The 21,843-nt window shown below is 37.8% G+C and carries 19 protein-coding genes; 2 read left to right on the forward strand and 17 right to left on the reverse strand.

The window, feature by feature from the left end; all coding sequences use genetic code 11:
• Positions 1 to 68 precede the first annotated feature (68 nt).
• From EHLA_RS13990 to glf, 17 genes are all read right to left on the reverse strand, one after another.
• Positions 69 to 1,331, reverse strand: a complete 1,263-nt coding sequence (locus tag EHLA_RS13990; protein WP_242970733.1) for a glycoside hydrolase family 10 protein — start codon at positions 1,329 to 1,331, stop codon at positions 69 to 71.
• Positions 1,332 to 1,445: 114 nt separating this feature from the next.
• Positions 1,446 to 2,543, reverse strand: a complete 1,098-nt coding sequence (gene aguA, locus EHLA_RS13995; protein WP_096241230.1) for an agmatine deiminase — start codon at positions 2,541 to 2,543, stop codon at positions 1,446 to 1,448.
• Between the two features lie 90 nt (positions 2,544 to 2,633).
• On the reverse strand, positions 2,634 to 3,506 hold the full coding sequence (gene aguB, locus EHLA_RS14000; protein ID WP_096241231.1) for an N-carbamoylputrescine amidase: 873 nt from the start codon (positions 3,504 to 3,506) through the stop codon (positions 2,634 to 2,636).
• A gap of 12 nt (positions 3,507 to 3,518) precedes the next feature.
• The gene (locus EHLA_RS14005; RefSeq protein ID WP_096241232.1) at positions 3,519 to 4,682 is read right to left on the reverse strand and encodes an iron-containing alcohol dehydrogenase; all 1,164 of its coding nucleotides are present in this window, start codon (positions 4,680 to 4,682) and stop codon (positions 3,519 to 3,521) included.
• 112 nt (positions 4,683 to 4,794) lie between these two features.
• Complete coding sequence (locus tag EHLA_RS14010) at positions 4,795 to 5,925, reverse strand: NAD(P)/FAD-dependent oxidoreductase (RefSeq protein ID WP_096241233.1); 1,131 nt, start codon at positions 5,923 to 5,925, stop codon at positions 4,795 to 4,797.
• On the reverse strand, positions 5,915 to 6,256 hold the full coding sequence (locus EHLA_RS14015; RefSeq protein WP_096241234.1) for a (2Fe-2S)-binding protein: 342 nt from the start codon (positions 6,254 to 6,256) through the stop codon (positions 5,915 to 5,917). The genes EHLA_RS14010 and EHLA_RS14015 overlap by 11 nt, the downstream gene beginning before the upstream one ends.
• Positions 6,257 to 6,274: 18 nt before the next feature.
• Positions 6,275 to 7,855 (reverse strand): FAD-dependent oxidoreductase, encoded by a 1,581-nt coding sequence (locus tag EHLA_RS14020; protein ID WP_330400013.1) that lies wholly within the window; start codon positions 7,853 to 7,855, stop codon positions 6,275 to 6,277.
• A 142-nt stretch (positions 7,856 to 7,997) separates the two neighbouring features.
• A complete protein-coding gene (locus EHLA_RS14025; RefSeq protein WP_096241235.1) occupies positions 7,998 to 8,324 on the reverse strand; it encodes a (2Fe-2S)-binding protein in 327 nt (108 codons plus the stop codon).
• Positions 8,325 to 8,340: 16 nt separating this feature from the next.
• Positions 8,341 to 9,477, reverse strand: a complete 1,137-nt coding sequence (locus EHLA_RS14030; protein WP_096241236.1) for a tyramine oxidase subunit B — start codon at positions 9,475 to 9,477, stop codon at positions 8,341 to 8,343.
• 260 nt (positions 9,478 to 9,737) lie between these two features.
• Entirely contained in the window at positions 9,738 to 10,886 is a 1,149-nt protein-coding gene (locus EHLA_RS14035) for a tyramine oxidase subunit B (protein ID WP_096241237.1), read from the reverse strand.
• A gap of 142 nt (positions 10,887 to 11,028) precedes the next feature.
• Complete coding sequence (locus EHLA_RS14040; protein ID WP_096241238.1) at positions 11,029 to 12,084, reverse strand: ABC transporter substrate-binding protein; 1,056 nt, start codon at positions 12,082 to 12,084, stop codon at positions 11,029 to 11,031.
• A gap of 73 nt (positions 12,085 to 12,157) precedes the next feature.
• Entirely contained in the window at positions 12,158 to 12,958 is an 801-nt protein-coding gene (locus tag EHLA_RS14045; RefSeq protein WP_096241239.1) for an ABC transporter permease, read from the reverse strand.
• 3 nt (positions 12,959 to 12,961) lie between these two features.
• Complete coding sequence (locus tag EHLA_RS14050; RefSeq protein WP_096241240.1) at positions 12,962 to 13,840, reverse strand: ABC transporter permease; 879 nt, start codon at positions 13,838 to 13,840, stop codon at positions 12,962 to 12,964.
• A gap of 12 nt (positions 13,841 to 13,852) precedes the next feature.
• Entirely contained in the window at positions 13,853 to 14,959 is a 1,107-nt protein-coding gene (locus EHLA_RS14055) for an ABC transporter ATP-binding protein (protein WP_173854305.1), read from the reverse strand.
• A gap of 36 nt (positions 14,960 to 14,995) precedes the next feature.
• Complete coding sequence (locus tag EHLA_RS14060; protein ID WP_096241242.1) at positions 14,996 to 15,352, reverse strand: P-II family nitrogen regulator; 357 nt, start codon at positions 15,350 to 15,352, stop codon at positions 14,996 to 14,998.
• Between the two features lie 207 nt (positions 15,353 to 15,559).
• Positions 15,560 to 16,309 carry a helix-turn-helix domain-containing protein gene (locus EHLA_RS14065; RefSeq protein WP_096241243.1) on the reverse strand — a complete coding sequence of 250 codons (750 nt, stop codon included), beginning with the start codon at positions 16,307 to 16,309 and terminating at the stop codon, positions 15,560 to 15,562.
• A 238-nt stretch (positions 16,310 to 16,547) separates the two neighbouring features.
• Positions 16,548 to 17,660, reverse strand: a complete 1,113-nt coding sequence (gene glf / locus EHLA_RS14070) for a UDP-galactopyranose mutase (protein WP_096241244.1) — start codon at positions 17,658 to 17,660, stop codon at positions 16,548 to 16,550.
• A gap of 290 nt (positions 17,661 to 17,950) precedes the next feature.
• Between glf and EHLA_RS14075 the strand changes: the two genes are divergently transcribed.
• Complete coding sequence (locus EHLA_RS14075) at positions 17,951 to 20,788, forward strand: bifunctional glycosyltransferase/CDP-glycerol:glycerophosphate glycerophosphotransferase (protein WP_096241245.1); 2,838 nt, start codon at positions 17,951 to 17,953, stop codon at positions 20,786 to 20,788.
• A 1-nt stretch (position 20,789) separates the two neighbouring features.
• On the forward strand, positions 20,790 to 21,839 hold the full coding sequence (locus tag EHLA_RS14080) for a CDP-glycerol glycerophosphotransferase family protein (protein WP_096241246.1): 1,050 nt from the start codon (positions 20,790 to 20,792) through the stop codon (positions 21,837 to 21,839).
• Positions 21,840 to 21,843 lie beyond the last annotated feature (4 nt).

A 21,843-nucleotide genomic window follows, 5' to 3' on the forward strand; every position in this document is an offset into this window, starting at 1 on the left:
AAAAATATGGCAGTGATTCTGCATTTTATACATGAATCACTGCTATAGAGTTAGATTAATATTTCAATTTAATATTTCAATACTTTCTTCAGTTGTTTTACTGCCTTGGCGCTTTTCTTACTTTTCAGATCCTGATAATCAAAGAAAGCAAATCCATCGCAGCCTTTCTTTCTCGCATACTGTACCTGTTTTTTAAGTATATTTGCATCGGATCGCCACTCTCTTCGTTCTGCAGAACCTGCTCCGATATTATGGCCTGCGCGGTATACGGCAATTCCTATATATACCTTTACTTTTTTACTTTTTGCCGCATTCATCCATCGATTAGTTACTCTATCAAACTTCGCATACGGATGCTTGAATCCCCAGTAAATCTGTGGGCAGATATAATCTACATAATCAGAAGAATTGAGCCACTTGTTGATATCAACATAATATGAATATCTGCTTGTGAGATTATCAATATTTCCTGCCGGGCTGATTCCAAATGTCACACTTGGATCAATAGATTTTACTGCACTGTGAATCGACTTTACCAGCATATTTACCTGTTCTCTTCTAAAGCTTACGATATTTTCCTTTTCTTTTGCCATTGTAGAAGCTCTGTATTCTTTTGCATCAAAAGCAGAGTTTACATTTGATGAGCTGAAAGCCGGATAAAAATAATCATCCATATGTATTCCATCAACATCGTAATTCTCTACGATTTCTTTTACTCCGTTTACGATCAGGTTTCTTACCTGAGCTTTCGCCGGATTGTAATACAGGCTTCCTTTATAAGCTAAAACATTACGGCGTGTCTTTTTCTTATTATGCCACTTTCTTGCTGGATTCTTTGTAGAAAGCTTCTTATAATTCGTGGAACCGGATGCTACACGATATGGATTGATCCATGCTTCAATTTTCATTCCGTTTGCATGTGCTACCTGTGTCATAATTTTTAATGGATCATATCCTGGATTCTTTCCCTGTTTACCGGAAATACACTTTGACCATGGAAAATATTTCGACTTATACATCGCATCCCCAAATGGGCGGACATGAACGATTATACAGTTCATTCCAAGGCTTTTTCCCTTTTTTACTGCCTGTGTAAAATACTTTTTAAATGTTGTGGCATTTCTCTTTTTATACTTTGCTCTGTAAGCAGTATAATCATAATAGGAAAACCAAAATGCCTTGTACTCATCTGTATTGGCTGTTGTCTGTTCTGTCTGAGCGTCAGAAGCTTCTGCAGCATTTACCGCCACACTGCCAAATGTATTGCCCAGCAGAAGGCAGGTCAGCAACACCGTCAGAAAAAGTTTACTTTTTCTTCTTAACATTAACATATGTATTCTTCATTCCTTTCCTCTGTAATGTATCAGATGTGAGATGACTCAGAACTACTTATAACATAGATTTTTGTCAGAATAAAGACCTTTTACAAAACACATTGATAAAATTTATATCGCAGGTAGCTGCTGCGTAATACAGTGGATATTTCCTCCACCATATACGATTTCTTTTGTATACACTCCTACTACTTTTCTTTCCGGGAACATTTCCTGAATTTGCTGTAATGCTAATCCATCATTTTCATCTCCATATTGAGGAACGATAACTCCTCCATTTACAATAAGGAAGTTGGCATAAGATGCTATACATAATTCTCCTTCCAGACGTTCTTTCGCATCTCTTGTCCGGTCAATGTGAAAATCTTTGCCTATCGCAACCGGAACTGACGGACAACAAAGCTTATGCACTTTTAATTTTCTTCCCTTTGCATCGGCTGCCTGGCATAGAAACTCATAGGCTGCCTTCGCTGTTTTATAAAAAGGATGTGTTGTATCTTCTGTGTAAATACAGGCAACTTCCCCCGGTTTTATGAAACATGCGACATCATCAATATGCCCGTTCGTTTCTTCCGGGTCAATTCCATCCTTCACCCATAACACTTTTTCTCCACCAAGATATTGTTTTAATTTTTCTTCAATTTCTTCTTTTTTTAAATGAGGGTTTCTTCCCGGACTTAACAGACACATTTCTGTCGTTAATATTGTTCCTTCTCCATCTACATGAAAGGAACCGCCTTCTAAGACAAAGTCTTCTGTTCTGTAAGAATCTGTTTCTGTCAATTCACAAACTTTTTCTGCCACTCTGTCATCCTTATCCCATGGGAAGTAAAGTCCATCATAAAGTCCGCCCCACGCATTAAATTTCCAGTCGCAGGCCCGTCGTTCTCCTTTGGCATTGACCAAAAATGTTGGTCCGCAATCTCTGATCCATGCATCATTTGATGACATTTCAAGTACGGTAATTTTATCTGAAAGTGTCGCTCTACAGTTTTCATACTGTCTGTCTGACACAAACATTGTAATCGATTCAAATTCTGCAATTGCTTCCGCTACTGCTGCATAAGCTCCTTGTACCGGTTTTGCTCCATCTCTCCAGTTATCTGTTCTCTCCGGCCACAGCATAAAAATTCTCTCCTGCTTTTCAAATTCGCCGGGCATTCGGAAACCATCCTGTTTTGGAGTAGAATCTGTAATTCTTTTTGCCATATATTTCCTCCATTCTATTAGAAATGTACTCTCGGAATCTTTTTGTGCTTGATTTTGCAAGAAAGACTCCGAGAGTACATTTAGAAGTATTTATCTGCCATGTGTAGTTAATATATGATACATTTCTGGTCTTCTGTCACGAAAAACGCCCCATTCTCTTCTTCTCTGTGCAATCTCGTCTAAATCAAAGGTATGTGTTAATACACCTTCTGTCTCTCTGTCTGCCTCTTCTACGATGGCTCCTGTTTCATCTGTAATAAAAGAAGAGCCATAAAACGTCATAGATGAATTTCCAAACGCATTTTTCTCTGTTTCTGTGCCAATCCGGTTCGAAGCATGTACCGGCATAATATTTGCTGCTGCATGTCCCTGCATACATCTTTGCCAATGTGGTTTTGAATCAATATTCAGTGTCGGTTCTGAACCTATCGCTGTCGGATAAAAAAGCATTTCGGCACCAAGGAGTGCCATCGCTCTTGCTGCCTCCGGGAACCACTGATCCCAGCAGATTCCTACGCCGATTTTTCCATACGCAGTATCCCATACTTTAAAACCTGTATCTCCCGGTGTAAAATAAAATTTTTCTGCATAAGGCATTCCATCTGGAATATGCGTTTTTCGATACACGCCAAGAATTTCTCCAGTCGCATCAATTACCGCTATACTATTAAATGCTGTATTTCCATTTTTTTCATAAAAGCTGACCGGTATTACGATGCCAAGCTTTTTCGCAAGTATTTTAAACTGATTTATGGCTGTATTTTCTTCCACTGTCTTTGCCAGATTAAAATATGCAAAGTTATGACTCTGACAAAAATATGGTGTTTCAAAAAGCTCCTGTAATAAAACGATATTCGCACCTTTTTCGGCAGCACTTCTTACTAAATGTTCTGCTGTATTCAGTGTTTTTTCCCTGTCCCAGGAACAAGCCATCTGTGTAACTGCTGTCGTAACTTTTCTCATATGGATTCCTCTTTATTCTGCACAGGATTCATAAATCTTTACAATATCCTCTTTATTCAAATGATAGTATGATCTAGTGGAAATCCCGCTTGTTCTTACGGCCTCTTCTGCCATTTCTTCAAATTTTTCTGCGTTGATTCCTACTTCCTTTAACGTAGAAGGAAGTCCAAGACTCTTGAAAAATTCTGCTGTTTTTTCAATCGCTTTTTCAGCAATTTCTCTGGCATCTCCTTCTGTAAGGTCCCAGACATTTCTTCCAAACATTGCAAATCTCTCTACTGTTGCATCACAAAGAACTGCTTTCATCCATGCAGGCGTTACGATGGCAAGCCCTTCCCCATGTGTAATATCATAGTAGGCAGACAGTTCATGCTCTATCGGATGACAGGACCAGGCGCCGCCCTTTCCGACAGTAAGGATATGATTAAGGCCTAAGGAGCTTGCCCACATAAGATTGGCTCTCGCTTCATAATTTTCCGGTTCTTTTAGCGCGATCGGTCCATAATGAATCACTGTCTTCATCAGACTTTCTGAAATACGGTCTGTCAGATACGCATCATCGGTTGGCTGGAAATACTGTTCCATGGCATGAGATAGAATGTCGGCAGTTCCTGCTGCGGTCTGTTTTGCCGGAAGCGTATATAAATAAGTAGGGTCACAGATTGAAATAGTTGGATACAGGATAGGACCGGCAATTTCGATTTTTTCGTTTGTCTCTTCATTTGTAATAACGGCTCCCGGATTCATTTCTGAACCAGTAGCTGCCATCGTAAGAACAACTGCGATAGGGAGTGCCTTTGTCATCTTACTCCGGTCAAGCATTAAATCCCACGCATCTCCCTCATAATATGCCGCACAGGCAATATGTTTTGAAGCATCGATTGAACTTCCTCCACCAACCGCAAGGATCACATCGATGTTCTTCTCTTTACAGATAGCTGCACCTTTTCTTACCGAATCAAGCTTGGGATTTGGCTCGATTCCTGATAATTCATATATTTCGAACTCTTTCAATAAGTCTAAAATTGTATCATAAAGTCCGGTTCTTTTAATGCTTCCACCACCGTAGACCATTAAAATTCTTTTCCCGTATTTTTTTAATTCTTCTGGAAGGCAGGCAATCTGTCCTTTTCCAAAACGAATATCGGTTGGAACACAAAAATTAAAATTATTCATATATAAAGTTCCTTTCTATACTTAAAATTCAAAATCCTAAAATTTAAATTCTTAAACTTCAAAATCCTAAAATTCAAATTAAATACATATATGTTTTTACATAGGATTTTGATCAGATTTTTGCCTTAAATCGATTATAATGTAAGGCGGAAATATCGATATCTGTCTTTCCTGTCAACATTAATTTGGCAAGCTGATCTCCTACTGCCGGTGCGATACCAAAGCCATGTCCGGTAAATCCACAGGCAAGCACTAAACCGGGAACTTCTTCCACTGTTCCAAGAACCGGTACACCATCCGCACTCTTATCGCTCCAGCCGGCCCATGTACGGACAATCTTCGCATCCGCAAGATCTGGGAAATACTTTATGATACCACGACAGATACAAGGCGCTGTGATACTGCTCGTAATTGGTGTTCCATTGTCTTTGCGAAATGGCTCTAATCCGGAAGAACCACCAAATACGAAGGAGCCATGTTTCGTCTGATGTCCGTAGAAATCCGCTTCTGCCGTTCCAAGCATCTGATCAAACATATGTGGTTCTGCTTCTGTGACGAGTGCCTCAATTAATGAAGAAGTCATTGGAATATCAATTCCAACCGTTCCGGCAATCTGCCGGCTTGCAAGTCCTGCTGCCACAAAGACCTGATCACCTTCATATACATTATTTGGTGTGACTACCTGACGAACATGCCCTTTTATTTTTTTGAGCGCAACTACCTTTTCTCCTGTAATGAAATGTGCACCAAGCCGTCTTGCCATCTTATAAAAACCAAGTGTTGTTGTCAGTGGATTCGCATGTCCATCTGTCGGGCACCAGCTTGCTACCGTAACTTCTTCTGAAAGATACGGATTGATTCTTCTCACTTCGTCTCCATCAATCATACGGACATCCAGGCCACATGCTCTTGCCTTATTGGCAAGATTCGTTAAGATTTTTGCATGCTCTTCATTTTTCCCAAGCCGGAGATTACCATCCTGATGATATTCACAATCTACTTCTAATTCTTCTGAAAGAGTTGGCCATAAATTTTTAATTCCATACATAACAAGCGGCAATTCTCTTGGATCACGTCCGGACTGACGTACACCGCCTCCGTTACGGCTAGAGCCTCCGTTTCCGATGTGGTCGCTTCCTTCTAATACAATAACGGAGCTTCCTGCCTTTGAAAGATAATACGCTGTTGCACATCCAATGATTCCCCCACCAATAATAATGACATCTGCATGATTATTCTTCATCCTGACCAGCCTCCTTTTCTTCATTCGCAAAAATATGCATCTCGATCGGACGCATCGGAACTCTTGATGTTGCCGGTTCTAACTCTGCCGGAGATACTTTTAATTCTCTGGCCACAATAGATTTTACAAGTTTAGAACAAGTCTGTCCCTGGCAAAGTCCCATGCCCGTTCTCAAATATCTTCTGATTTCTGTTAAAGTAAACATTCCGTCATGGACGGCTTTTCTGATTTCTCCTTTTGTAATTTCCTCACATCGGCATATGATTCTGTCATCATCCGGTGCCGGAATAAATTCTCCTATATCTCTTGATCTGTCATTTACACTGTTCATCTATGTCACCGCACCTTTCTATGCCTTAAAAAATCTTGCTTTCATCACATATTCTTTCGGCACTTTGATTGTCAGAAGATTTGTATGGTCAAATGCCTTCGCTGTTTTCACATCAATAACCTCTGCTTCACAGATTTCTTCACCATTACGTCCCAGTCCATGACCCTTTGTTCCTTTTTCCGGAAGAGGAAGGAATTCATATGGCAGTGTAACGGAGGCAAAATCCTCATCGAGATTTTCATCAATTAAGAAAATAGCCTGACCGGAACAAGATGCCACACACATTCCACAGCCGATACATTCCTTCGTTTCATCTACTGCCGGAAGAGAAGTAATATTCTCTCCGATCTTAATACAATGCTTCGGACAGGCATCCTGACATGGATTACATGGGATATTCTGCGAACATTCCATTACTGGGTGAATTCCTATTTTATGGGTAATACCCGGATATTTTTCAATCTCGTCATCTGATAAATAGCCTTTTTTCAAAAGATTCATGGAAATATCGATTCCCTCTTCTGTTTTCTCAAGAATCTTTCCTCTGTTCTTTGGAGCAAACATTCCCTGACGGAGATTTTCAAGTGCATCTGTATTTTTCTTTACTTCTGTATCTAGTTCCTCTTTTTCAATAAATCCAAGATAATAAGCTGCTGCCACGCCGGAAATTCTTCCTTCGATCATAGCAGAACTTGCTTCTTCGATTCCGGATACATCTCCCGCTACAAACACTCCATCTACCGATGTCTCTCCAAGTTCATCAATAAGAGGAACCTGTCCACCTCTCTTTGGATTATCTTCCATCTTACAGCCTGCCATTTTTAAAAGCTGTGACATCGGAGAAAGACCAACGGCAAGGCAAATGGTATCTACATCAAAGTGTTTTTCTGTTCCCGGAATAAACTGGAACGTATGATCTACTTCTGCGATCGTTACTCCCGTTACATGATCTTCCCCTTCTGCCTTTTTAATCGTATGAGATAAATAAAATGGTACGCCAGTTCTCGCAACTTTTGCTGCATGGACACCGTATCCACCAACTCTCGGCGCTGCATCTACTAATGCTACTACTTCACAGCCTGCCTGCAGAAGCTGAAAACTTACAACCAATCCTACATTTCCAGAGCCAAGCATCAACACTTTTTCTCCCGGTTTAATACCATGAAGATTCATCATTGTCTGCGCTGCACCAGCACCGATTACGCCCGGAAGTGTCCATCCGTCAAATGTAACCATGTTTTCTGCTGCGCCTGTCGCAACAATAATCGCATCCCCTTTGTAATGGTGAATTGCCTCACCAATCTTTACAACGATCTCTTTATCCATATAAAGTCCAATTACTGTTGCATTTAATACAACTTTTACACCTGCCGCATTTGCTTCTTCTAATAACTGCTTTCCTATATTAAATCCTCTGATTTTTGCTTTATGTTCCTTTGAACCAAAAAATTTATGAATCTGTTTAAATAACTGTCCACCAGGTTTTTCATTTTCATCAAATACAACTACTTCAAGACCTCTTTTTGCTGCTTCAATTGCTGCAGATAAACCGGAAGGTCCTGCCCCTACAACAATCAGATCATACCGTTTCAGTTTCATAAGACTCGCTCCCTTTCCTGTTTCCCTCTGAATTATTCTTTCGTTTAGATTTCGCTTACTTGCTTTTCCTGTCTTTTCTTCCCACTATTTATTAATTTATTATTTAAGTTTTCTTGCACTGTTCATTACTTTTATACGTCTTTTACTGTTCATCAAAAGGCTTTGCACTGACACCGTACTGTGTTTCTACTTTCATTCCCTCTGTCAGCGGTGTCACACAGGTCCTTATATTCGGCTTTCCATCTACGACCATAACACAGTCTGTACATCTTCCGATTGCACAAAAGATACCTCTTGGTTTGTGCTGCTTTTTTGTATACCGATGGACCATCACGCCCGCAGCCTTTAATGCAGCCGCTACCGGCTCTCCCTCATATCCTTCTAATTCTTTTCCATTATATGTAAAAGTAACCTTTCTTCCCTTTTCTGTTTTTCCCAAAACTGGATGCTCTACAATTCTTGTACTCATAAAACTCTTCCTTTCGCTAATACAAATCTGGCTGATCCCATAAATGAAGATTTACTCCAAGTCCTAATTCTTTTGCTTTTTCATAACAAATCTTACCCCAGGCAACATCTTCTACCGGCATTCCGCCAACAGAATAAACAATAATCTGATCTTCTGTTTCCCTTCCCTGTCTGTCACCATGAATAATATCTCCCAGATCATAAATATCTTCTTTTTTAATTTTTCCATCATGAATCAAATCGGTAAACTTAGATCCAATGATATTGTTCGCTCCAAATGACGGATAAGGGAATTCCTCTGCCCAGGCCTCATAGAGCTGCATATTGTCTACAACAAGCTTACATTTCTCACTTAGGAAATCATCATCTATATCAAATGCACTGACTCCGACTAAAACCGCTCCCTTTTTAATCCATTCTCCTTTTACATAAGGATAGGTAGAAGGATCCGTTCCACTTGTATTTGCAAAAGAAATCACATCGGTATCTCTTACCAGTTCTTCTACCGTATCAACTACTTTAATCTCTTTAAACTGCGGATACTTTTCTTTCACATGGGCGATAAATTTATCAAGTGAAGGCTTTCCTCTGCCTTTTACTTTTAAAACTTCTAGATCCGGACATGTCGCAACAAATGCTGCAAGACTTGTCTTTCCCATAACACCTGGTCCACAGATACCACATACCTTTGCACCTTTATTTACCAGATACTTTGTTCCAACTCCCGGAATCGCTCCGGTACGCATCGCACTTAATAAATTTGCACTCATTAAACAAAGTGGAGCCCCTGTATCTTTGTCATTCAACATTACCATCAAGATAGAACGAGGAAGGCCAAGCATTTTGTTTGCCATATTAGAACCGTACCATTTCATTCCCATCAGATCAAACGGGCCTCCGATATATGCCGGCATTGCCATAAATCTTCTATCGTCTCCCTCATCTTTTGGCATATTAGGAAACGGTGATGTTTTTGGAAAAGAAACCTGACATCCATGAGAATTATGATTCTCACCACCCATCACGTAATCTCCTTTATTCAGACACTTCACAACTTCTTCCATCGCATCAATGCAGCCTGCCATGTCCTTTACGCCTGCTTTTATCATATCTTCCTCATTTAAAAACAGGAAATCAATCGCTGGATAACTCATATCTATTCCTCCCATCTTATCTGAACTTTTTCATATTCTTCAAGAATGTTCCACATTCTTGCCCGGGATGTGCGTCATGCAACGCATAACCTACTTCTACTGCACATCTGCCTGTAAAACATAAAAAAGCAACGGAACTGATAATCAATTGCTCCGTTGCTTTTGATATTGCTAATTTACTACTTTTAAAAAAACTTCACAAGTAGCTTGAACTACTATCTTTCTGGTAATTTTTAATTAGAGATACTCCAAAAGAAGTATTAAATATAGTATGGTTCATCCCAAAGATTTAACTTTGTTCCTATGCCTTTTTCTTCTGCTTTTTTATAACATTCATATCCCCAGGCCAGATCTTCGATCGGCATTCCTCCGATACTACACATAACAATTTCGTCATCGGACGTTCTGCCGTCTGAGATACCATTTACAATATCGCAAAGATTTAAAACCTTTTTTCGTTCTGTTTTCTTCTCATTTACAAGATAGACAAAGTCAATTCCCATGATAGACCATTCCCGTTTGCGCCCAAGTTCGTCTACCGGGCCTCTTGCAATAAAGTTCTTTAAATATTTTTCATACATACCATAGTTATCTGCTACCATTGTAGTCCCAAGATAGCTTTCATGGTCACGAACGAGAAAACTTCCCATAGAAAAAACAGCAGCACCTTTTTTAAACCATTCTAGTTTAAATTCTTCCATATCCTGCTTTGTAACAGACATTGCCTCACTCACTACATCACTGTCGCGGCAGGCTTCTTCTAAAGAATCACAGATAATGATATTTTTAATCTGAGGATAGTTCTCTTCCGCAAACTTTTTCATATGTAATGCAGATTTTGAATGCACAGAACTTCCCCTGATTTTCAAAGTATCAATTTCCGGGAGAACCTCCATATAACATTGAAAAGCACATTTATTAATCACACCGGGACCAATCAAAGAAAGCACTTTTGAATCTTTTCTTGCCAGATAAGATGCTGCCATCGCAGGCATCGCTCCGGTACGCATCGCACTTAACAGATTGGCACTCATATACGCAAGCGGAGCACCGGTATCGACATCATTTAAGGTTACCATCAAAATAGAACGAGGCAGGCCTTTTTGCAGATTATGATTATTGGACCCATAAAATTTCTGTCCGGCAATATGGTATTTTCCTCCAAGGTAGGCAGGCATTGCATTAAATCTTCTGTCTGGTCCGTCATCTAACGGAAAGCCTTCTATATCTGATGTTGCCGGAAAGTTAATCTGGAGACCATGCTCATCCGCTTTCGGCCCTCCTAAAAGAAAATCTTTTTTTCCAAAGAGAGACATAGTCTCTCTCATGGCTTCTACGCATCCGGCTACATCCATTACTCCTGCCGCTATCATATCTTTTTCGTTCAGATACAGAAAATCTATACTCATACGCCTTACCTGCCCTTCTATTTGGTATTACATATTGGTATTACGTCTTAGTGTTATATCTTGATATCACATCGTCATTATACCGATTACGTTTCTTGTTACGTTTCGCTTCTTGTTTTGTTATTGCTTTATTATTGTTCTTTTACTGTTTCAGTTTTGTCCACATTTCATCATAAATCTTTAATGTATCTGCATCAAGATTCTTGACATATTCACCTTTCTTAATAACTTCTGCAGGCGGATTCTTTGCTTCGTTCTTTGAGTAATCTTCACCCATTGCCTCCACTGCTTTTGTATTTGGGGAAAGGTATGGGAACTCTTCTAATACCATCTGGGCATTTTCTGCATCTAACATAAAATCAATAAACTTCACTGCATTATCATAATTTTTAGCTCCTTTTGGAATTGCCCAGTTATCCATAAAGAGATAAGCTCCTTCTGTCGGATATACTACTTTGATATCCGGATTTTCTTCCATTGCCAGTGCAATTTCTGCACTCCATACATAACCAACCGTACAATCTCCGGAAATCAATGCGGACTTTGGACTATCTGAATCATATAATTTCACGTTATTTTTCAATGTTAATAACTTATCCTGAATTTTAGATAATACGGCAGGATCTGTTTCATTCATGCCATATCCCATACTTCTTGCAGTCATACCGATTACAGCACGATAATCATCCAATGCCACAATAGAATTTTTCAAAGAAGAATCAAATAAGTCATCATAACTTGTAATATCTTTTTTCACTTTACTTGTATTCACTGCAATTCCTGCAACACCACCCTGATAAGGAACAGAATATTTATTACCAGGATCATAAGAAGGATTTAAATAAGACTCTCCAATATTCGAAAGATTTTTAAGCTCATCTGTCTTCAGTTCCTCTAACATTCCCTGAGAAGCCATCTGCTCTACCATGTAATCACTAGGCTGCACAATATCATACGTTCCTTCTGACTCTGACTTTACTTTTGCAAGCATATCTTCATTTGAAGAATAGGTAGAAACATTTACCTTGATTCCCGTTTCTTTTTCAAACTTTTCGATTACAGAATCTGGCACATATTCTGTCCAGATAAAAATATTTAATTCTCCATTTTTCCCTTCGGAAGATTTCGAACCACATCCGGCAAGCATCGTCACTAACATCGCTGTAATCACTATAAGACCTAACATTTTTTTCTTCATAAGCTTTCCTCTTTTCTTTTTAGGTTTTTAATTTAATACATTTATTACAGTTACTATGATATCCCATACTGCTTTACACTTTTTTGCGCTTCAATATGTCTGTCTGTGTCAATACTACAAGAACGATTGTACCGATTAAAATCAAAGTAGATAATGCATTGACATCCGGCGATACACCACTCTTGATACTCTCCATTACTTTTAGTGGATACGTCTTTGTCTGCCCATTTACAAAATAGCTGATGATAACATCATCAATAGAAAGGGTAAATGCAAGTAACGCTCCACCGGCAATTCCCGGAGCCAGTACAGGTAAGGTAATTTCAAAAAATGTCCGGATTCGATTCGCTCCAAGATCAAGACTCGCCTCTTCAATCGAACTGTCATAGCCGGAAAGTCTCGCCCGGACGTTGAAAATAACATATGGTATGGAAAATGTTACATGCGCCAGTATCAGCGTAAGCATTCCTCTTGGTACATTTGTTTTTGAAAATATTGTCAGCAGCGAAATACCCATTACGATTTCCGGAATAACTACCGGAATATATAGCAATCCGTCAATCAGGCTTTTCCCTTTAAACTTATATTTGTACATTCCGATTGCCCCAAGCGTTCCGACAATCGTTGCAAGAATTGTACTTGTCAGTGCGATTATCATCGTATTTCCAAAGGAACTTAATAAAGCATCGTTATCAAATAATTTAATGTACCAGTCAAAGGTAAAACCTTTCCATGAAAGATACGGCTTTGTTGTTGTCGCATTCATAGAGTTGACTACGATAACGGAAATCGGAAGGAACAGGAAAATATATACCGCTGCACAAAAGACAATACTTCCTGCTTTTCTCATTTTTGCTTTCTGTCTTTTCTTCATTCATCAACCCCCCAGACTTTCCATATCTCCGCCCATTTTCTGGTAAATCTTTACGAGCAGGAGCGTAATTAAAATTAATATAATCGAGAGCGCTGAACCAAGCGGCCAGTTATTTCCACTCTGGAACTGTCTCTCTATCAGGTTACCGATTACATCCGCATTTCCTCCACCGAGAATATCAGATACAAAGAAGAATCCAAGACATGGGATAAATACCATGATACATCCGGAAAAGATTCCACTTGAAGTAAGCGGCAACACTACTTCAAAAAAAGTGGCTATTCGTTTCGCACCCAGATCTGCTGATGCTTCCAGAAGATTTCCGTCTAATTTTTCAATTGCTGTATACAGCGGAAGAACCATAAATGGAAACAGACAATATACCATACCTAACACCGTTGTTCCCTGTTTAAAAAGAAAATCAACCGGTCCATCTGTAAAATGCATTGTCTGTAAGGCGGTATTTAACCAGCCATTTGTTCCAAGAAATGTTCTCCATCCATAAATACGAATCAGAGAATTCGTCCAAAATGGAATAATAACAAGCATATACAAAAGCTTTTTCTTCTTACTCTTTGTTCTTGCAATAAGCCAGGAAAACGGATAGGCAACAAGCACACAAAGTAATGTCGTAAAAAATGCAATGACAAGAGACTGCACATATATTTTTATGTAATCCGCATTCATCAGCCTTGTATAATTTTCCAGAGTAAACTGAAAAGTTACATTATAATACTGATCAATCGAACAAAAGCTCATCACTCCAACATAAATTAACGGAATCGCAACCAATAGCACCATCCATAAACTAACCGGTCCAACCATGATCGCTGCAGGAAAACTATTAGCCCGCCATTCATGTTTTGATTTCTTTTTTGCCATAAAACATGCCTCCTAACCTAACGGGATACTATCTACTGCCTGGAAAATCAACTGATCCTGATTATGAATCAAAACGGCATCTTTTTCTTCCCAGTAAATGTAAACCCTACTTCCCGGTTTCGGAAGTTCTTCTCCAGAAAGCCTCTCTATTTTTATTTCATTTCCATTTGGAAGAGAAACAATACATTTAATAACAGAACCAACATAAACATAATCTTTCACAATTGCCTTAATCGTAAATCCATCAATCGGTGTCTCTGAATATTTCATCTTTTCCGGTCGTACCGATACCGTAATATATTCATTTAACGCAAAGCCTTTTCCACATCCACAGATATTACCATTTTCAATCATAACAGATACATGCTCCCCATCTATACTGCGGATACATCCATCAAACGTATTAGTCTCTCCGATAAAGGTAGCAACAAATCTTGTTTTCGGATTCTCATAGATTTCAGAAGGCGTACCAAGCTGATCAAGCACCCCATCATGCATGATTGCAATACGATCACTCATCGTAAGAGCCTCTTCCTGATCATGCGTAACATAAATAAATGTAATATTTAACTTTCGCTGCAATCTCTTCAACTCAAGCTGCATCTGCTTCCTTAACTTAAGATCAAGCGCTCCAAGCGGTTCATCCAAAAGAAGAACCCTCGGCCGGTTAATCAAAGCCCTTGCAATCGCGACCCTCTGCTTCTGACCACCTGACAACTGGCTTGGATATCTTTTTTCAAATCCTTCCAGCTGCACAAGAGCTAACATCTCTGTCACCCGCTTTTTAATCTCTGCTTTCGGCACCTTTTTCATCTTTAAACCATACGCAACATTATCATAGATCGTTTTATGAGGGAACAACGCATAACTCTGAAAAACTGTATTTACATTCCTTTCAAACGGCTCCTTATCACCAATTGCCTCTCCCTCCACTTTAATACTTCCGCTTGTCGGTTCCTCAAAACCTGCAATCATTCGAAGCGTTGTTGTCTTTCCACATCCAGAAGAGCCTAACAGTGTAAGGAATTCTCCCTCTTCCACCGTCAAATTTAAATCCTTCACTACATGATTTGTTCCATATATCTTATTAACACCTTCAATTTCTACGATAGCACCCACTGTACTCACCTCTTCTAAATCTATCTAAATTTCAAACTATAAAGCCTTCAGACCTCTCTCACCTGTTCGAAGTCGCACCGCCTCTTCAATATTGCGAATAAAAATCTTACCATCACCAACATGATCGGTTGCACATTTTTCCCTAACCGCCATAATAATCGGTTCCACTGCCTTATCTTCCACAACAACTTCTATACGAATCTTTGGCAGCAGATTAATCGTCGTCTTAAATCCCTTAATCTCATTCACAGCGCCCTCACTATCTGCCACACCTTTCTGGGTTCCACATCCCATAACCGTTGATAACGTCATACCTCCACAATTCACATCATCTAAAATATGCTTAATATCTTCTAACTTCTCCGGTCGAATAATCATAACTAATTCCTTCATATGCTATATCCTCCTTTATTCATACCATAATAAAAAAATAAATAAAAAAAGGAAGCTGTATCTATCACATACAGCTCCCTTGCTTTTGATACTTGTGACTATACTCCATTAAGATATTTAATACAAGTCACCCATTTAACCATTTTCTTACTACTTTTTAATTATTTTTTTAAATATGTACTCACAAATAACGTAATAAATTTACTTTTATTCCTTTTCCCTTATCTTCTTAAACAGCTGTACCCTGTTACGGATTCCCAGCTTCCGATAGATATTTAAAATATGCTTCTTTAACGTATTGATACTAATAGATAAATAATCGCAGATAAAACTGTTATCCTTTCCTTCCATTAACAGATGCAAAATATTATGTTCCTGCTTTGTAAGCCCAAACTTCTCCGTCGCTGCCGACACCGTAAGCTTCTCCCCAAACTGCATACGACTTTGTTTCTGCTGCCATAATCTGTACGCCATATGATCCTTCAACGTGTCCACCAAAAATACTTCATCATGACTAAAATCATTCTTCCCAATATTGCGGTACATCGTTACCACTCCAAGAAACTTCTTCTCTTTTGCCATGATCATCTGCAAAGAATAATGCCAGTTATTCGGCTTATATACCTTCTGATAATACTCCGTTTTCACTCTCATATCATCAGAAATAATATCTGTCTCACGATATACGATACTCTTCCCACTGTACATAATCCCTCTACTGTAGTCAATACTGTCATAAACCTCCGATAAATCCTCATCACAATGATATGTAACCGGAGCTTTAAGATGGTATTCCTCCCCAGAAGCTGCCAGATAAAAATCTGCACTGTCAAAATCCACAAGCATCTTCATCTGCTCTAAAAACTTCCTTCTCATCTGATCGAAATCCGCCGTTGTATAAATCTCATAAATAATAGAATTCAAAATCAGCCAGTCATTTGTCTGTAAAGTATTCATACATCTCACCTCTCTATGTACTAATCCCTCATACCACTTCATCATATATAAATCGCATATAAAAAGTAAAAATTACCCCTTTAATTACCCCTTCTGATTATATTCTAATTCCAAAAAAGAAAAAAGAAGGCATACTTGTTACAAACAAATATACCTTCTTTGATAACCCCTGTGATATTAATTACTTCTTTATACTACTTATTATACTTAAAATGGTTAGGAAATCAAGAGGAAAAGATTATTTTAAATTGCCTTTTTCCCGTTCTACTACCTTTAATGCTACTTCAATTACTTTATCCATATCATAATATCTGTATTCTCCGAGACGACCTCCAAAAATCACCGTTTCCTCTTTATCTGCTAACTCACGATATTTTTGGGCCACTTCTTCATTTTTATCATTATTCACTGGATAATAAGGCTCCTCTCCCAGTTTCCATTCGCTTGGATATTCTCTGGAAATTACCGTAACTGGCTGTGTTCCATATTCAAAATGTTTATGTTCAATAATACGGGTATATGGAACTTCACGCTCAGTATAATTTACTACTGCATTACCCTGATAGTTCTCCATATCCAGCTTCTCTGTTTCAAAGCGAACACTTCTATATTCTAATACGCCATATTTGTAATCAAAATACTGGTCAAGCATTCCCGTGTATACTGTTTTAGCAGCAATATCTGGATTCTCTTTTCTAAACTCATAATAATCTGTATTCAGCAAAATATCAGAACCTTCTAACATTTTCTCTACAATAGCCGTATATCCACCCATAGGAATTCCCTGAAAACGGTCATTAAAATAATTATTATCATATATAAAACGAAGAGGAAGACGCTTAATAATAAATGCAGGAAGTTCCTTACAGTCTCTTCCCCACTGTTTCTCGGTATACCCCTTTATCAGCTTTTCATATACAGAACGTCCAACCAGAGAAAGAGCCTGTTCTTCTAAGTTCTTAGGCTCTGTAATACCTAACTCCTCAATCTCTGCCTGAATCTTTGCTCTTGCTTCAGCCGGAGTTACAATATGAAACATCTTACTGAATGTGTTCATATTAAATGGCAAGTTATACAATTCATCTTTATATCTTGCTACCGGAGAATTAATATAATTATTAAACTCTGCAAACTGATTCACATAATCCCATACTTCTTTATTTGACGTATGAAAAATATGTGCACCATATTTATGTACATTAATTCCTTCTATATTCTCACAGTAAATATTACCTGCTATATGGTCTCTTTTATCAATTACAAGACATTTTTTCCCTGTTTTCGTCATTTCGCATGCAAAAACAGCTCCAAAAAGACCTGCTCCAACAATTAAATAGTCGTATTTTTTCATTTTTTCCTTCCTTTTTTCTAAAAAACTACACCTTTACATAACAAAATCATTAAAAATATCTTCTTTACTTTATTTTTCATATTTTCTCCTCTGTTATCATTTTTTCATTTTTTAAATTCTACATCTATAATATTCTCCTGTCAATTCTTATATAAATCTACATCTGTAATACTCTGTCTATTCATTAGTTTTCCATACTATATCCTTTCTTATCCTTTCTTGTCACCACAATCAAACTATGTTATATTCAAATCAGACTCTACAACAATTTATTTAAAAGGAAGTATACTATGAAAAAAGATTTAAAAATATCTGTAATCATACCTGCATATAACGCGGAAAAGTATCTTACAGAAACATTAGACAGCGTAGTTTCACAAACCATGCCCGACTCTGATTATGATATTATTATCGTTAATGATGGTTCTTCCGATCACACAGCAGACATTTTACAGAAATACAAAAAATCACATTCAAATATAACTGTTATCAACCAAGAGAATGGTGGACCTGCTTCTGCCCGTAATGCCGGACTTACTGTTGCAAAAGGCGAATATATTTATTTTTTTGACGCAGATGATCTTCTTATCAATAATGCTCTTGAGGCTATGTTTACCAAAGCAGTGACTAAAAGCGCAGACTTAGTTATCGGAACCTATGATGTGTTGAACACTTATAAGCTTTCTGCCGTTCACACACTTGATAATCTAGTTACTCTTGATGATATTGATAAATATAATACCGACATTCTATGGACCTTTTCTTTATCAAACAAGTTATTCAAACGGGAATTAATTGAGAAATATACGTTACGTTTTCCGGATATTTCTTATTCAGAGGATGGAGCTTTTCTTGTTCAGTTTTTGTATCTCTCTTCTAAGATTACCGGTCTTAATCAGGTAATCTTCCATTACAGAAGATATAATGAAGAAGACGCACAGTCCATTACAGCTTCCGTTTCTAAATCAAAAATCAGGGACTATCTTACTGCACATGAAATGATTCTTGATTGTGCAAAGGAAAGTTTTTTGCGAGACTTCCCTGTGTATACAACAATCGAGGATGCTATGGCAGATAATGAGGAAATCAGTGATTATTTAAACACAATCATTCATAAAGAACTGCTTATTTTATTAAATCGTTTTTATGCCAAGTTCTGGACTTTAGATTCTTCTACTGCCCAGTTCCTTCTTGCCCAGATTAATGATAAATTAAACTTATTAGATATGAAGAGTTTCTGTGAACTAAGAGCCGCTCTTCCAGAATTGCCATTAACTGCTTTAAGTGCCGATTCTGAAGAAGTATTAAAATTCGCCAGCCTGACAGCCGTTCTCTATGGTGATGACAGCACGAAGGAGAACTTCCTATCCTGTCTGAAATCTTTAACGGAACAGAATATGGTATTTATCAAGATTATTGTTCCTTCTTCTATGAAAGTTGTTATTCAGACTAAGAAATTATTACAGAAAAATATTATTTTCACAGATTGTAATTCCAAAAAGAACCTTTTTAATAAAGCGTTAGATGAAGCAACAACTTCTCACATTGTTTTTTGTGATGAGAAAATCGTATATTCTACAGGTGCGTTCCGCCGTGTGAACAAATTATTCAGCAGATTATATATGGACTTTGTTACAGAAGCTATCTATCACAAAAATTATGGCAGTTTGCAGCCATTAATCTACAGTCATATTACCGCAGACTTCTTGGCTTCTAATCAATATGATACGTTATGTCTTGGAATGGAAGCAACTTTAGCTAATAAGTTCTTCTCTGTTTCATTTTTAAGAAATCAGAATATCAATTTCAACCTTGATATTATAGACTTTCTGGACAAATGTTACCATACTGGATATTACCTTTATAATTTTGATGAACTTGTCATTTACAATGGCACAGAGGAATCTTTCCTGAAATATACAGAAACAGAAAAATCTCTTTCTCTGTTAAAAGAATATTTTAAAGCAAAATCTGTGACTTTAAATAGCCCTGAATTACTTTATAATCCTTTAGAGTCCGGAGAAAAGTTTCGTCCAATTCCAGAAACGGAAGCGGAACAGCCATGGGCAAAAGAAGTGGAAAAGCTAAAAAAGAAAAAACTACAAAATAAAGTTGCCTTTGTTTCTGTTCGCTCCGATGGCGAACTTGAGGGAAATGCACTTGCTCTTTACCCTTATATCAAAGGTGAAAAAGAAATCTGTGCACACAAGTTACCACACGATAATGACGCTGCTCTTGCAATGTCCGAAGCAATTCTTACAAGCAAAGTAATTGTAACTGATGATTATGTCAAGTATCTAAGATATTTTCCTCTTCGTCCAGAACAACGTGTCATTCAGCTCTGGCATGCCTGCGGTGCATTTAAGAAGTTTGGTCAGCGTGGAACTAATATCCCTGTTCCTACAGATATTGCTACCCATGCACAGTATAATCTTGTATCTGTCAGTGGTGAACAAATACGTTCCATTTATGCGGATGCCTTTGATGTTAATTATCAGAAAGTACAGGCTCTAGGTGTACCAAGAACAGATTATTATTTTAATAAAAAACTGATTTCGAAGAAAAAACGACAGATTTATTTAAAGCATCCAAAGTTGCTTTTTAAATCTGTACTCGTCTATGCCCCTACATTTAGGGACACCGACGGTAATCGAAATGAATTTCATCCGGAAATTGATTTTGACTTACTTTCAAAGTCTCTGCTTCCAAATCAAGTTTTATTAATTTGCCCTCACCCGGTAATGGATGCTCCTATTTTGCCACACAAATATCATAATATATTGGAAGTAAGAGATTTTTCTACAAATGATTATATGTTGATTTCTGATATGCTGATTACAGACTATTCTTCTGTCATTTTTGAGTATGCTTTACTAGGCAAACCAATCGCATTCTTCTGCTATGACCTTTTAAGATATGACAGAGATTTTTATCTGAAGTATCCAGATGATTTGCCAGGAGATATATTCAAAACACAGGAAGAGCTTACAGAATATCTCAGAAGTCCTGAAAAGCAAGTTCTGACAGACAAATATACTGCTTTTATGCAAAAATATATGTCTGCCTGTGATGGTCACAGTTGCAAACGAATTGCAGCATTAATTAATTCTTATATGGAGGAGAACTAGTATGAGTAGAGCTACCATTTCATTTCTTAGCACACGTGGCAGGGCAATGAATATCGATTTAAAATTAATACAGGACTATCTGGCATTGAACCTTTCTGACATAACTTTTGAATACTATCTGAAAAACACCGCTACGAAAGTTCCTGCCGCCAACAAACAGTTAGAAAGGGCCCGTCTCTCCTTCTGTGATAACACCAGAAATATTATCTGTATGGATCCTTCTATTCCAGTGAAACTTTCTCCTGCTTTACCGGAAGAACGACGACTTTTAACTTTAGTCCCTTATGATTATCTTTTTAATGAATACTTAAAGTTTACAGAAGACCCTGAATTAGCACATAAGAAGACCTTCTTTCGCTGTACTCATGTACTCCCGGGTTCTCCTTTTTTCAGTAATTTTCTTAAAAACTTTTATGAATTTGAAAATGCTACTTTTCTAGACGGTATGTGTCTCCCTCTTGCCTGGGATATCACATCCAAAGAAACAAAAGCAAATGTACGAAACAACTTAGAATACCTTTATCCAGAAGCAAAGGGGAAAAAAATACTGACTATTCTTACAGTAAATCAAACTGCTCCAGAGGAAATGACAGAACTCTTTTCCGATTTAGACTTAAAAAAATTTCTGAATGAAATCGGAGATAACTGGTTTTTACTTACCAATAATATCAATCTTCTTGAAATGTCTGGCAAACTTCCTTTTTCGTATGCAAAATGTTTTGGATATATGAAGGGTGTATTCGGTTTTGATAATCTGCTTTATTTCTCAGATATGTTGGTCACAAACAGCAGTAAACATGCTTGTACCTTTGCCTCTGAAAACAAACCAGTGTATTATCTAAATTACGGAAAAAAGCATTTTGGAAGATACATGAAACAATATTATCCAGATCTATATCTAGAAACAGCAGGAGAATTAATGACACTTGACTATGACCAGACGGAATTATCCGAAGAAGAAAGTCGCTTTTGTCAGGAGTTTGCCTACAATACTACACAAAATCCTTTCTCTTCATTGAAAAATTTATTTTCTCAAGAAACTACCATATAAACAG

This window comes from Anaerobutyricum hallii (assembly GCF_900209925.1).
Taxonomy (GTDB): Bacteria; Bacillota; Clostridia; order Lachnospirales; family Lachnospiraceae; genus Anaerobutyricum; species Anaerobutyricum soehngenii.